The following is a 13,632-nucleotide window of genomic DNA, read 5'->3' on the forward strand; positions in this document are numbered from 1 at the left end:
TGTTTTACTCACGTCATCCGGAATCGACCCGGATGACGTGAGTACTGTCCAGACGCAACGTCAGGAGAAGCCGTGGCTGCCGAACATACCGGGATCAAGCACAGCTCCATCGAGGTCAACGGGGTCGCCCTGCACATCGCCGAGCAGGGCGAGGGCCCCCTCGTCGTCCTGCTGCACGGTTTTCCGGAGAGCTGGTACTCCTGGCGGCACCAGTTCGGGCCGCTGGCCGCGGCCGGGTACCGAGTCGTGGCGCCCGACCAGCGCGGCTACGCCCGCAGTGAGCAGCCCGCCGATGCCGACGCGTACAGCCTGCTGCACCTCACCGGCGATGTGATCGCCCTGATCCACGCGCTCGGTGAGGAGCAGGCCGTGGTCGTCGGCCACGACTGGGGCGCGCCGGTCGCCTGGACGACGGCCATGCTCCGCCCGGACGTCGTACGGGCCGTCGCCGGGCTCAGCGTCCCGCCGGTACTGCCCGGCGGCATGGCCCCGCCGTCGGTCACCCGGCAGCAGTACGGTGACCGTTACTACCAGAACTACTTCCAGCAACCCGGCGTCGCCGACGCCGAGTTGGGCCGGGACCTCCCCTCGACCTTCCGCCGGATGCTGTTCAACGGTTCGGGCGACAACCCGGCGAACACCCGGCCGCGCCCCTGGATCGTGCCCGAAGGCGCCTCGCTGCTCGGTGGTGGACCGGACCCGGAGCTGCCCGCCTGGCTCACCCCCGAGGACATCGACGCCTTCGCCGACGACTACGCGCGGCACGGGGACCGGGCCTTCACCGGCCCCCTCAACTGGTACCGCAACATCGAGCGCAACAATGAGCTCCTGGCCGCCTTCCGCGGCCGCGGCATCGACGTCCCGGCGCTGTACGTCGTCGGCGACCGCGACATGGTCACCTCGCTGCATGGCATCGACCGGGTCATCGACTCCCTCGATGCGATCGCACCGAAGCTGCACCGCAGTGTGACGCTCCCCGGTTGCGGCCACTGGACCCAGCAGGAACGCCCCGAAGAGGTCAACGCGGCACTGCTGGACTTCCTCGGCCACCTGCCGAAGGCCGAATGACCTTCCGTGGCTGACCTCAGTCCTCCGCCGTGGCTTCCGTGAGGTGGATGGCGAGGGCGGGGCAGACCGTTGCCGCGTGCCGCACGCCCTCCGCGTCCTCGGTGGAGGGCGCGGAGGTCAGAAGCACGGCGATACCGTCTTCGTCACGCTGGTCGAATACGTCGGGTGCCGCCATGACGCACTGGCCGGATGCGACGCACTTGTCCTGGTCGAGGTGCACGTTCATGGGTCGGATTCCTCCGGAGTGGGGAGTGGGCGAGGAGGGCAGGTGTGGCATCACCAGATGACTGATCACCACGTGACGGGGAGTTCGTACACGCCGTACACCGAGCCGTCGTGTTTGAACGGGATGTCGTCCAGGGCGGCCGCGAGGCGCAGTGTGGGGATGCGCCGGTAGAGGGTGCCGTAGACGACCTGCAGCTCCATCCGTGCCAGGGACTGGCCCAGGCACTGGTGCACGCCGAAGCCGAAGGCCACGTGGTGGCGGGCGTCGCGGTGGATGTCGAGGCGGTCGGGGTCGGGGAAGGCCGCCGGGTCGCGGTTGCCGATGTCGTTCGCCAGGATGAGGCCCTCACCGGCCCGGACGACCTGTCCGGCGATCTCGATGTCGTCCGTGGCCACCCGGCGGCGTCCGCTGTGGGTGATGTGCAGGTAGCGCAGCAGTTCCTCGACCGCACCGGCGACGAGCTTCGGATCGTCGCTCTCGCGCAGTGCGGCGAGCTGGCCGGGGTGTTCGAGCAGCGCGAGCGTGCCGAGCGCGATCATGTTCGCGGTCGTCTCGTGTCCGGCGATCAGCAGCAGTACCCCCATCCGGGCCGCTTCGAGCCGGGTCAGCTCGCCCGCGCCGACGCGCTCGGCGAGTCGGGAGAGCAGGTCGTCGGCGGGGCGGGCCAGCTTCTCGGCCACCAGGCCGTCCAGGTACGCGGACAGCCGGCCGTGCGCCGCGGTGCGCTGCTCGACCGTGGCGTCGCGGTTGATGATCGTCTTGCTGTTCTCCTGGAAGAAGGCGTGGTCGGCGTAGGGGACACCGAGCAGCGCGCAGATGACCAGGGACGGCACCGGCAGGGCGAACGCCTCGACCAGATCCACCGGCTTGGGGCCGGCGAGCAGCTCGTCGATGAGGTCGTCCACGATCTTCTGCACTGCCGGCCGCAGCGCCTCCACCCGCTTGATCGTGAAGGGTGCGGTCACCATCCGGCGCTGCCGGGCGTGTTCGGGGTCGTCCATGAGGATGAAGCCGATGGTGTTGCTCCGGCTCGCGGCCGGGCTCGGGTACCCCGGCCGGGTGATGTCGGCGCTGACGCGGGGGTCGGCCAGCAGCGCCCGCTGTTCGGCGTACCGGGTCACCAGCCAGTGCGTGCTGCCGTCCCACAGGCGTACTCGGGTGAGCGGGCCCTCCTGTTGTTTCTCCCGCAGGGCGGGCGGGGGATCGAACGGGCACTGCGCCGCGCGCGGCATCGGGAATTCGGGTATCCCGGCCGACCGATGCCCGGCCGGGGACGGTGTTGCGGTCATGACGTCCTTTCGTGGGACAGGCGCAGTACCGTGCCCTCGCCGTTGGCCGAGAGGAGGAGGGCGCCGTCGGGCGCGAGGGCGAGGCCGGCGAAGTGGCGGGGGCGGTGGGGGACGCCGGGTACCGGGGCCGGTTCGGTGCGGGTGATGCCGGGCGGCAGGCCGACCGGGAGGCCGTCGGCCTCCGTGGTGACGGCTCCGGTGGTGAGGGAGACCGAGCTGAGCCGCCGGTGGGCGGTTTCGACCGTGAAGAGCTCGTCGCCCACGACGACCAGGCCCTGGGGTGCGCCGAGGCCGTCCGCGACGGTGACCGGCTCGCCGTCCTCGCCCAGGCGCAGGACGGCGCCGAGCCGGTCGTCGCTGACGTAACACCGCTGTTCGGCGTCGAGGGCCACGTCCACGGGATGGTCGAGCCCGTCGGCGAGGACGGTGACGGTGTCCGCCGCGTCGATCCGCAGGACGCGCCCGGCACCGGTCTCGGCCACCACGAGGCAGCCGTCCGGCGTGACGGTGATGCCGGTCGGGTCGTCCAGGCCACTCGCCCGTACCCGGGAGGTCTTCCCCGCCGGTTCCCAGGTGCGGACCTCGCCCAGACCGGTGGTGACGTGGAGGACGTCACCGGCAGCGTCCGCGGTGACGCCGCGGGCGAAGTGCAGTAGGTCCACGGTCAGCGCGTCGCTCTCCCGCGCGCCGTCGCGGTCGTCGAGGCGGGCCAGGCGGAAGTGGTCGGCGGCGTACACCGCGCCCCCGCGCCCGGCCGTCACGCCGAACGGGCCGTTGAACCCGCGGGGGACGAGCGCGCGGGTACGGCCGTCGGTGTGCATCTCGGTGATGCCGCCGCCCGCGTAACTGGAGACGAACATCCGGTTCTCCGCGTCGAACGCCGCGTTGTCCAGGCCCGCCAGGCCGCTGGCGGTGACCGTCCGTGCCCCGGTGGCCAGGTCGATGCGGGTGACGATGCCTGCCGGACCGCGGGAGAGGACCACCAGGACACCGCCGAGGTCGAACCGGACCGCGACCGGGTCGTCCACCTCCTCGGCGACCAGTTCCGGCGCTCCGCCGTCGGGGGAGATCCGCCAGACCTGATTGCCGATCATGTGCGGGTAATACAACAGGCCGTCCGGGCCGAGCTGCATCGCGTTGCCCAACGCCAGCCCGTCGGTCAGCACCAACGGCTCGCCCCCGTCCGGGAACAGTTCCAGCAGCCGGCCGTTGGGCCGCATCTCGTTGACGAAGAGCCGGTCGCCGACGCAGGTAATGCCGTTGGGCACCGTAACCGCGTCGGTGACCAGGGAGTACTCGCCTTCGGGGCTGCGGCGCCACACCCTGCCCGGCGTCAGGTCCGCGATGTACATCGAACCGTCGGCGCCGAAGGCCAGGTCGTCGGGGGCCTCCACCGGGCCGTCGAGCGGTACCACCACCTCGACGTCTCCGGACGCCGGGTCCACGGCGCTGATCTGCCCCGCGAGGAACTGCGCCACGTACAGCCGGCCGTCCGGCCCGAAGGAGACGCCGTTCGAACCCCACAGCCGGTTGGGCGGGTTCAGCCTCGTCACATGCCGGCGGTCGCTGCTGCCGGGCCGCAGACGGCCGGTTTCGTCGTACCGGCTGGGTCGCATTCACACTCCTTGGTTTTTCGCGTGCCTTCGGGAACCGCCGGGTCCTCGTCGCCCGGACGGCGTCACTCGACGATGACGTCGCGCATGCCGGTCTCGGCACGCCAGCGCCGCAGCATGCCGTAGAACTCGACCGGCCCGCCGCCGTACGACTCGCTGCGCCCGCTGGGCTTGCCCTCGTTGTTGTAGTAGCTGGGGGTGCACTCGGCCAGGAACCTGCCGGCGTCGGGTGCCGTCCCGCGGATGGTGGCGACCCACGCGGCCACCGCCTCGGCACTCGGTTCGACGTAACGGGCCTGTCGCTTGCGTGCCTCGGCGACGACCTCGGCGATGTGCGTGGCCTGCTCGTCGAGGACGTGGACGTAGTTGACGGAGACGGCGTTCTGCACCGATCCGAGCTGGAAGAAGTTGGGGAAGCCGGGGCTGTAGAACCCATGGAGGGTCTGCGGCCCGTCCTGCCACGCGTCGGCCAGGGTGACACCGTCACGGCCGCGTACCGGGAGCCCGAGCCGTTCGGCCGGTGCGACGCCGATGTCGAAGCCGGTGGCGAAGACGATGCAGTCGACCTCGTACGCAGTGCCGCCGAGCACGACCGCGTTCTCGGTGATGCGCTCGACGCCGCGGCCCTCGGTGTCGACGAGCGTCACATTGGGCCGGTTGAAGGTCTGGAGATACGTGTCGCTGAACGCGGGGCGCTTGCACATGTAGCGGTACCACGGCTTGAGCGCCTCCGCCGTGGCCGGGTCCTCGACGATGCCGTCCACCCGGGCCCGGATCTCGTTCATCTTCCGGAAGTCGGCGAGCTCCGCCATCGCCCACCGGTCCTCGGGCGACAGCCCGGCGTCGGCCTTGCCGGGCAGCAGGCTCTGCAGCAGCCGGGCGCTGGTGGTCCACCCGTCGCGGACCAGGTCCTCCTCCGCGCTGCCACCGGTGACATGCGCGAGGAAGTTGTCCCGGCGCCGCCGGTGCCAGCCCGGGGTCAGGGACTTCGCCCACTCGGGGTCCGTGGGCCGGTTGCCGCGCACGTCCACCGAGGACGGCGTGCGCTGGAAGACGTAGAGGTGCTGGGCATCGTGCCCCAGGTGCGGGACGCACTGGATGGCGGTCGCACCGGTGCCGATCAGGCCGACACGCTTGTCCGCGAGCCCCCGGAGGTTCCCGTTCGCGTCGCCGCCCGTGTAGCCGTAGTCCCAGCGGCTGGTGTGGAAGGTGTGTCCCCGGAAGCTCTCGATGCCCGGGATGCCGGGCAGCTTCGGCCGGCTGAACGGGCCGCTGGAGACCACCACATAGCGTGCCCTCATCAGGTCGCCGCGGTCGGTGCGCACCACCCATTCGAGGGCGCCCTCGTCCCAGCGCAGGTCCGTGACCTCCGTCTGGAAACACGCGTCACGGTAGAGGTCGAAGTGGTGCCCGATCGCCCGCGCGTGCTGCCGGATCTCCTCGCCCGGCGCGTACTTCCAGCGCGGTACGTAGCCGAGCTCCTCGAGCAGCGGCAGATAGACGTAGGACTCGATGTCGCAGTGAATGCCCGGGTAGCGGTTCCAGTACCAAGTGCCGCCAAAATCCCCGGCCTTGTCCGTGATGCGGATGTCCGTCAGGCCGGCCTGGCGCAGCCGGGCGGCCGCGAGCAGCCCGCCGAACCCACCACCGATGACCAGGGCCTCCACCCGGTCGTTCAGCGGCTCCCGGGTGAAACCCGGCTCCACGTACGGGTCGTCGACGTAGTAGCCGAATTCACCGGTGGTGCGCTGGTACTGCTTGCTGCCGTCGGGGCGGATCCGGCGGTCGCGCTCGGCACGGTACCGCGCACGCAGGGCGTCCGGGTCAAAACCCAACGTTTCGGGACCCAGCGTTTCGGAGTCATACACCGAGGGCTTGTCCGTTGGCGACACTCTCTGGCCTTTCCGGGGGGTGGGGTGACGTTGTGTTCCTGCGATCAGCGTCGTCAGACGGCGGACCAGCCGTCATCGACCGGCAGCACCGCGCCGTTGACATTGACGGCGGCGTCCGAGGCCAGGAAGACGATGGCGGCGGCCTGCTCCTCGGCGGCCGCGATCCGGCCCATGTTCCCGGCGTGGCCGCCGAGGACCGCCGGCCCGTGCGTGTCCGCCCGGGCGTCGACCCGTATGGAGGTGGCCGTGCCGCCGGGCGCTATGGCGTTGGCGCGGATGCCCTTGGCCCGGTACATCACCGCCAGGGACTTCACCAGACCCACGACTCCGTGCTTGGAAGCGGTGTAGGCGGTACCGGCCGCACTGCCGCGCAGCGCGGCCTCGGAGGCGGTGAAGACGATCGCTCCGCGCCCGGCCGCCAGCATGTGCGGCAGCGCGGCGCGGGTCAGCAGGAAGGGCGCCGTCAGGTTGACCCGCAGGACGCGCTCCCACTCGTCGTCATCGGTGTCCGCGGCGGCCGAGAACCGGTCCATGATGCCGGCGTTGTTCACCAGGACGTCCAGGCCGCCGAATTCCGCCACGGCCGTCTCCACGACCCGGTCCACCACCGGCTGTTCGCCGAGATCCCCGACGACCGCGCGAGCCGTGCCCCCTTCGGCGGCGATCGCCGCGACGACCGCTTCGGCGCCGTCCCGATCCAGATCCGCCACCAGTACTCGCGCTCCCTCGCGGGCGAAGGCCAGGGCCGCGGCCCTGCCGATCCCCGAGCCCGCTCCGGTGACGACGACGCTGCGCCCTTGAAGGCCGGTGCTGCTCACGCGGCGCTCCCCTCTCTCCGTACGACACGTCTGCGCGTACGCCATGGACGCGGAATGCGTACCGCGTTCCGCGTCTCTCGACCGTAACAGTTTTTGGCACTCACTGTCATGATGGCATTGAGAGGCAAAAAGTGGTCGCGGCAGTGGGTCGCCGTGCGGGCTCCGCCCGGTGTCCGAGGGTGCTGGTTAGGGTGGAGCCACTGATCAGCGGCTTTGGACGGCGGAATGGACATCACGGTGGAGCAGCCTGGAACGCGGGATGCGGAGCGGGCGGACGGGCCCCGTCCGTCCGGCCGGCCGCCGCTGACCGAGCGGCGCAAGGCGGAGACGCGGCTGGCGATCGCGCACGAGGCGGTACGGCTGTTCGCCGAGCACGGTGTGGCGGCGACGTCGGGCGAGGAGATCGCCCGCGCGGCCGGCATCTCGCCCCGCACCCTGTGGCGGTACTTCCCGTCCAAGGAGGAGTGCGTACGTCCCTTGCTGTCCGTGGGGCTGGAGACCGCGGCCCGGCGGCTGCGCGAACTGCCCGCCGGCCGCCCGCTGTGGGAGGGACTTCAGGCGGGCGTGCCCTCGGCCGCGGAGCGGGCGGACGTCTCCTCGGCGCTGCTGCGGCTGATCCGCCTGCTGCCCGACGAGCCGGGGCTGCGTGCCGTCTGGCTCAGGGTCCACCACGACGCCGAGCGCGTCTTCACGGAGGTCATCGCCGCCCGCACCGGCGCCGATCCCGACGGCCTGGTGCCGCGGCTGAAGGCCGTGATGCTCAACGGTGCCCTGCGTGTGGCCGCGGAGGAATGGGCCCGGCGGTCGGCCGAAGCGGACCAGGCGGCCGGCGACGAAGCCTTCCGCCGGGCGGTGCTGCAGGCTACGGAGTCACTGGACATCTGACGCCGCGATGACGGCGAGCGCTGCACGGGCCGCATCGCGGTAATCGCTGTGCGCGCCAGGGAGTTGGTCCTCGTAGTGCGCGACGACGCGGGCGACGGCCTCTTCCGTCGCGATCCGCGCCAGTCCGCGCAGCGCGATGCCCTTCCCGTAGTACTGGATGGTGTCCAGGTACCGGATCAGTGGCGCCACGCACTTCGGGTCCCGTCGGTCGCCCAGCGCCCTCGCCGCGATGTACCGGATGTCCTCGGCGAAGGGCCGGTCGGCCAGGCGTCCGAGGGCAGTGACCGCTTCGGAGCCCGGGCATCCGGCGAGGGCGGTGACCAGCGCCCGCTGCATGGGCATCGGCCACTCGCCCGCGCGCCCCACCAGCGCCGACAGCGTGGCAATGGCCGGGTTTCCGACCCGGCCCAGGGACTCGATCGCGGCCCGCGCGATGTCCGTACTGCCGGTACTCTCTTCCCCGGCCATGGCGCCGAGCCGAGTGACCGCCTCGGCCACGGGGAAGTGGCCGAGCGCCTCCGCTGCCCGCATGCGCACCGCCTCGGAGGGGGAGTGGGTGGCCGCCAGCAGGACCGGCAGCGAGTCCGGCGCGGCGATCAGTCCCAACGCCCGTACGGCGCGGGCCTGGAGGCTGCGCGGCTCCGCCTCGTCCCTGACGAGCGCCTCCAATGGCTGGGCCGCGGGCCGGTGCTGCAAGCTCCCCAACGCATCCACGGCCGCGGCCCGCAGCGACGACCGGCCCGCCGGATCCAGGGCGGCCAGAAGCAGCGGGGCGGCATCCGCGCACCGCATGATCCCCAGCGCGACGGCGGCACTCCTGCGCTCGGCAGGATCGCTGTCGCTGCCCTCGGCGAGCAGCGCCAGGAGCCGTTGCGTGGGTGGCTCCGGAAGCCGGGCGATCGCCTCGGCCACGGCATCGGCGATCCGCTCGTCGGCCAGCCCGCTCACCAGGAAATCGACCGCCGCCCTGCCACCCAACGCCCCCAGGGCCGTGGCCGCGGCCCGGCGCACTGTACGTGGCGCTGTCCCGGCGAGCAGCCGGGTCAACTCCTGGGTGGGACCGGCCTCGCGGAAGAGGCCGGGGTTGTCGCGTACGACGTTGCAGACGGCGATGCAGGCGGTCTCGGAAGGGTAGGACGCCCGCACCGACCTGCCATGTCCGCCGTGCGGATAGCGGAGTACGGCGGTCAGGGTCTGCCGGCCGTCCTCGGTGCGGGCCAGCAACGAGGCGGCCAGCAGGGCGGTTTCTCCGTCGCTGTCTTGCAGGAGGGACCACAGCTTGTGCGAGCCGTCCCGATACCGCCGGGGGGTGTCCCAGTGAGTGTCGGGCAGCTCCGTGAGCGCCCGGAGCGCCGCTTTGCGGAGCCGTGGCGAGGGCGTCTTGGGGTCGGCCAGATACAGCAGAGCCGGCGCCGCGCGCGCATCGCGGAAGGACCCGAGAGCCTCTACCGCCTCGACGGCGTATCCGGGCAGCACATTCCAGAGCACAGCCAGCAGCGGTACGACCGCCTCCGGGTCCTTGACCTCACGCATCAAACGGACGTGCGTCGATTCCGGTGTCCCGGCCAACTGCTCCAGCAGCAACTCCGTGCCTTCCGGAGCCCCGAGGCCCACCAACGCCTGCAGCACGGCGACTTCGAGGCGGTAGGCCAGATACCCGAGCTCCTTCGTCCCGTCGTCCAGCAGCCGGCACAGCAGCGGAACCGCGCGCTGTTCCCCCAGTCGCCCCAGCCCCCGCACGGCCTCCAGCAGCGGCTCGAGCCGCTTGTCGTCGTACTCTTCGGCGCGGAGGCGCGCGTCATGCCGCTGCACACAGCGCAGCAGTACATCCCTGGCGTACTGACCGCCGATGTCGGCGAGCAGCGCGGTGGCCTGCGCCGCTGCGAGGTCATCTCCGTGCTGCGCAATGCGGGCCAGGCCCTCGGCATCGCCCGCCAGCCGCAGCTGGGCGACCCCCGTCTTCCGCGGCTTACGCATCAGGGCCCCTGGATCTCGTCGCACATCGCCACATACAGCGGCGTGCCGATCACTACTTCTCTGTTCCGCCCCTCCTCGTCGGTGACCGTGCCCCTCATCAGCTGCCGGGCCAGGAATTCGCACCACATGGCAGGCCCGGTCGCCTGCTGGGCGAAGGCCAGGGAGTCGCGCAGGGTTCCCCGGTCATCCAGCGACCCGGTGTCCATGGACCGCGGGCCGGGCCGGGCGTTCTGCAGCAGCCTGTGGAGCGACGGCAGCCACGAGTGCCCCACCCGGCCCAGCTCGGGCGACGGTTGCTCACCGCCCATCACATGATGCGCCGACCCGATCAGCACCACCACCGGGTCGCTGTCCGTCCCCGTCAGGAGCACCGGCCCCCCGGCGCCATCGGCTCCCGAGACCCGCAGCCCCGACTCGCCACGGAACCAGAAGGCCGGCTCCGTCATCCAACCCACGTCGTACTCGCGCTCCAGATACGCCTCGACGACCTCCAGCCGGTCGTAGCGCGACATCTCGCTCTGCGCCCGCTGTACCGAAAAGCTGATGACCTTGAGATCGACCTTGGCCTCCGTCACCAGCCGGGGGAGGAGCTTCTGCGGAATCTGCTCGAAGAGCATGTCCAACTTCGCATCGGACAAATAGAGGTAGTAACGCACCCTGTGTCCAGCCTCCCGCCCGTCCGTCCGCACTGTGGCAGGAAACAAAGTAGCCCGAGTGCGGGGCCGGTGGGGCTACAGCGCCGCCGGAACCATCGCCTCGATCAGATGCGGTCCCGGTTCCGCCAGGGCGCGGCGGAGTTGGTCGGCGAGTTCTTCGCAGGTGGTTGCGCGGGAGGCCGGGACGCCCATGCCTTCGGCGAGCTGGACGAAGTCCAGTGCGGGGGAGGAGAGGTCGAGGAGTGTCTTTGCGGCCGGGCCCGACAGGTCGGCGCCGACGCGTTGCATTTCCAGGCGGAGTACAGCGTACGCGTTGTTGTTGAGGATCACCGTGGTGACGTCGAGATTCTCGCGGGCCTGCGTCCACAGCGCCGAAATGGTGTACATCGCGCTGCCGTCGGCCTCCAGGCTGATCACCGGGCGGTCCGGTGCCGCGATGGCCGCTCCGGTGGCGACCGGCAGACCCTGGCCGATCGCGCCGCCCGTCAGGGTCAGTACATCGTGCCGGGGCGCGCCCGCCGTGGCCTGCGGCAGGGACGCTCCCGAGGTGTTGGCCTCATCGGCGATGATCGCGTCTTCCGGCAGCAGCGCACCGACGACACCGGCCCAGTTCTTCCTCGTGAGGGGGCCGCTCGGCAGTGCCGGCCGGGCAGCTTCCGCCACCGTCGGTGCGGTGTCGGCGGCCACCTGCTCGGCCAGCGCCTCCAGCGCGGCGACCGCGTCCTCGCCCTGGCCGGCGAGAGTGTGCACACGGGCTCCCTCGGGCACCAGGTCGCTCGGCCGGCCCGGGTACGCGAAAAACGACACGGGGGAGCCGGTCCCGGCGACGATCAGATGCGTGACGCCGTCCAGTTGCTTGGCGGCCTGCTCGGCGAAGTAACCGAGCCGCTCGATGGCGGGCAGGCCCGCGCCCCGCTCCAGCCGCGCGGGAAAGGTCTCCACGAACGCCCGCGCACCGGTGGCGTGCGCGATCCGGCTCGTCGCGCGGAGCCCGGCCGCCCGGCACGCCCGGCCGCCGATCAGCAGCGCGACGGGTTCGCCGCTGCGCAGCACGTCGGCGATGGCCGACACCGCTTGGGCGTCGGGAGCCGCGGGAGTACGTACGGGCAGTGGTTCGGCCACCTCGCCGCCCTCGCCCCACGAGGCGTCGGCGGGCAGGATGAGGGTCGCGACCTGGCCCGGCGGTTCCATCGACGCCGCAACCGTCGCCGCCGCGTCGGCTCCGACGTCCGCGACTCGATCGCACCGCCGCACCCAGCCGCTCACCGACCCGGCCACCGGCTCGATGTCCGACTCCAGCGGCGCGTCGTACTTCTTGTGGTACGTCGCATGATCACCCACCACGTTCACGATCGGGGTGTGGGCGCGGCGGCCGTTGTGGAGATTGGCCAGCCCGTTGCCGAGGCCGGGGCCCAGGTGCAGCAGGGTGGCCGCCGGTTTGTCGGCGATCCGTGCGTAGCCGTCGGCCGCTCCGGTGACCACACCCTCGAACAGGCCGAGCACGCCGCGCATCTCGGGCACGGCGTCGAGCGCGGCGACGAAGTGCATTTCCGAGGTACCGGGGTTGGCGAAGCACACGTCCACGCCGGCCCGGACGAGAGTGCGGATCAGCGACTGCGCGCCGTTCATGGTCGGCCTCTCTCTCGTGTCCTGGTGGCTCGGCCTCGGATACTAAGCGGTCGTTAATTTCGTGTCGAGGGGTCTCACACCTTGACGGCCCCTGTTGCTGCCTCTAGCGTCCCGGGCCACATCAGCGGCGCCCCCAGGCCGACAAGCCGACCACCGATCCGTGCGCCGGAGGTTCGATGCAACCGACCCTTGCCAGAAGCCGATGGGCGATCTTCCTGCTCATGCTCTTCCTGGCCATCAACTTCGCCGACAAGGCGATCATCGGTCTGGCGGCGGGCCCGATGATGAAGGAACTGGGCCTGTCCGCAACCCAGTACGGCTCCATCGCCAGCTCCTTCTACCTCCTGTTCAGCATCTCCGCGATCGTCTTCGGCTTTCTCGGCAACCGGATCTCCGGCAAGTGGCTGCTGGCCGGCCTCGCGGTGGTCTGGTCACTCGCCCAACTGCCGATCCTCCTCCCTGCCGCCGGTGTGACGGTGCTGCTCGCGACCCGCATCCTGCTCGGCGCCGGCGAAGGGCCCGGGTTCCCGCTCGCCACCCATGTCGCCTTCAGCTGGGTGCCGGAGAAGAACCGCGGACTGACCGCGGCCCTGATGACCATCGGCTCCGGACTCGGCGTCATCGTCGGCGCGCCGCTGCTCAACGCGGCGATCGGGGCCTACGGCTGGCGAGCGGCGTTCGGCATCCTCGGTGCCATCGGCCTGGTCTGGGTGGCCGCCTGGCTGATCGTCGGCGGCGACGGACCGTACGCGGCCCGCCCCGCGGCTACACCCGACCAACAAGCCCGCCCGGAAACCATGCCCGATCAGCAGGCCGATGCGGTGCCGGCCGCCGAGCCGCGGCAGCCCTACTGGCGTCTGCTGTGCACCGGTACCTGGCTCGGCACCGTCTTCTCGGGGTTCACGGTCTACTGGGGCCTGGGCATCGGCATCGCCTTCCTGCCGCTGTACCTGGGGGAGGTCGCCGGATTCGGCCACGGCTCGGTCGGCTTCGTGGCGAGTGTGCCCGCCTACGCCAGCATCGCGTTCATGCTGCTGGGCGGCGGTTTCTCGCAATGGCTGGTCAAACGCGGTGTGTCCCGGCACCTCGCCCAGGGAGTGTTGGGCGGCGGTCTGGCCCTGCTCGCCGGGGTGTGCACGCTCCTGATGACCCGGGTCGGGTCGCCCGCGCTGGCGCTGCCGCTCATCGCGCTGGCCTTCGGCGTCGGCAACGCCCAGACGCCGCTGTCGCAGGCCGCCGTCGCCGACACGGTCCCCGCGCGGCAGCGGGGTGCGGCGCTCGGCATCTGGTACGCGATCGTCACGGTCGCCGGGGTCGTCGCTCCCATCGTGACCGGCATGCTGATCGACAACGCCGCCACCAAGGCGGCCGGATACGGCCTCGCCTTCGATCTGGCCGGTGGGCTGGTGATCCTCGGCGGGCTGGCCTCCATGCTGGTCGTCCGCCCCGACCGCGACGCGGCCCGACTGGGCACCGGCACGGCCACTTCCTCGACGCATCGTGTCCGGAGCGTGGACAGGCCCTGACTCGCCGATTACCTTAGCGATCGTTCGTCTGGTTTTCTCGTCAGACCGTCCCC

11 protein-coding genes are annotated in these 13,632 nt (G+C 71.3%); 3 read left to right on the forward strand and 8 right to left on the reverse strand.

Annotation, left to right across the window (positions count from 1 at the left end; genetic code table 11):
- Nucleotides 1-72 precede the first annotated feature (72 nt).
- Complete coding sequence (locus IF04_RS0113420) at nucleotides 73-1,068, forward strand: alpha/beta fold hydrolase (protein ID WP_211259800.1); 996 nt, start codon at nucleotides 73-75, stop codon at nucleotides 1,066-1,068.
- 16 nt (nucleotides 1,069-1,084) lie between these two features.
- Here IF04_RS0113420 and IF04_RS0113425 read toward each other — a convergent pair whose 3' ends face one another.
- From IF04_RS0113425 to IF04_RS0113445, 5 genes are all read right to left on the reverse strand, one after another.
- Complete coding sequence (locus IF04_RS0113425; protein ID WP_030255444.1) at nucleotides 1,085-1,294, reverse strand: ferredoxin; 210 nt, start codon at nucleotides 1,292-1,294, stop codon at nucleotides 1,085-1,087.
- A gap of 65 nt (nucleotides 1,295-1,359) precedes the next feature.
- On the reverse strand, nucleotides 1,360-2,583 hold the full coding sequence (locus IF04_RS0113430) for a cytochrome P450 (RefSeq protein ID WP_030255447.1): 1,224 nt from the start codon (nucleotides 2,581-2,583) through the stop codon (nucleotides 1,360-1,362).
- Nucleotides 2,580-4,199 carry a hypothetical protein gene (locus IF04_RS0113435; RefSeq protein WP_030255450.1) on the reverse strand — a complete coding sequence of 540 codons (1,620 nt, stop codon included), beginning with the start codon at nucleotides 4,197-4,199 and terminating at the stop codon, nucleotides 2,580-2,582. Before IF04_RS0113435 ends, IF04_RS0113430 begins: the two co-directional genes overlap by 4 nt.
- A gap of 62 nt (nucleotides 4,200-4,261) precedes the next feature.
- The gene (locus tag IF04_RS0113440; protein ID WP_030255453.1) at nucleotides 4,262-6,064 is read right to left on the reverse strand and encodes a flavin-containing monooxygenase; all 1,803 of its coding nucleotides are present in this window, start codon (nucleotides 6,062-6,064) and stop codon (nucleotides 4,262-4,264) included.
- 77 nt (nucleotides 6,065-6,141) lie between these two features.
- Nucleotides 6,142-6,906, reverse strand: coding sequence for an SDR family NAD(P)-dependent oxidoreductase (locus IF04_RS0113445; RefSeq protein ID WP_030255456.1), 765 nt, complete (start codon nucleotides 6,904-6,906; stop codon nucleotides 6,142-6,144).
- Between the two features lie 225 nt (nucleotides 6,907-7,131).
- On the opposite strand from IF04_RS0113445, the gene IF04_RS0113450 reads away from it, so the two are divergent.
- Nucleotides 7,132-7,791, forward strand: coding sequence for a TetR/AcrR family transcriptional regulator (locus IF04_RS0113450; RefSeq protein ID WP_078600263.1), 660 nt, complete (start codon nucleotides 7,132-7,134; stop codon nucleotides 7,789-7,791).
- Here the strand turns inward: IF04_RS0113450 and IF04_RS0113455 are convergent.
- The 3 genes from IF04_RS0113455 to IF04_RS0113465 are packed head-to-tail and all read right to left on the reverse strand — an operon-like array spanning nucleotide 7,777 to nucleotide 12,053.
- Nucleotides 7,777-9,768, reverse strand: coding sequence for a HEAT repeat domain-containing protein (locus IF04_RS0113455; protein WP_051831209.1), 1,992 nt, complete (start codon nucleotides 9,766-9,768; stop codon nucleotides 7,777-7,779). The two genes, IF04_RS0113450 and IF04_RS0113455, sit on opposite strands and share 15 nt — an antisense overlap.
- Nucleotides 9,768-10,457 carry a DUF7019 family protein gene (locus IF04_RS0113460; protein ID WP_342668126.1) on the reverse strand — a complete coding sequence of 230 codons (690 nt, stop codon included), beginning with the start codon at nucleotides 10,455-10,457 and terminating at the stop codon, nucleotides 9,768-9,770. The genes IF04_RS0113455 and IF04_RS0113460 overlap by 1 nt, the downstream gene beginning before the upstream one ends.
- Nucleotides 10,458-10,499: 42 nt before the next feature.
- Nucleotides 10,500-12,053 carry an acetolactate synthase large subunit gene (locus IF04_RS0113465; RefSeq protein WP_030255463.1) on the reverse strand — a complete coding sequence of 518 codons (1,554 nt, stop codon included), beginning with the start codon at nucleotides 12,051-12,053 and terminating at the stop codon, nucleotides 10,500-10,502.
- A gap of 176 nt (nucleotides 12,054-12,229) precedes the next feature.
- Here IF04_RS0113465 and IF04_RS0113470 point away from each other — a divergent pair, with 176 nt between their 5' ends.
- Nucleotides 12,230-13,579: an MFS transporter gene (locus tag IF04_RS0113470; RefSeq protein ID WP_030255467.1), complete on the forward strand. Its 1,350-nt coding sequence runs from the start codon at nucleotides 12,230-12,232 to the stop codon at nucleotides 13,577-13,579.
- The last annotated feature ends 53 nt before the right edge of the window (nucleotides 13,580-13,632 follow it).

The sequence above is a fragment of the Streptomyces violens genome, assembly GCF_000717745.1.
In the GTDB taxonomy this organism is placed as follows: domain Bacteria; phylum Actinomycetota; class Actinomycetes; order Streptomycetales; family Streptomycetaceae; genus Streptomyces; species Streptomyces violens.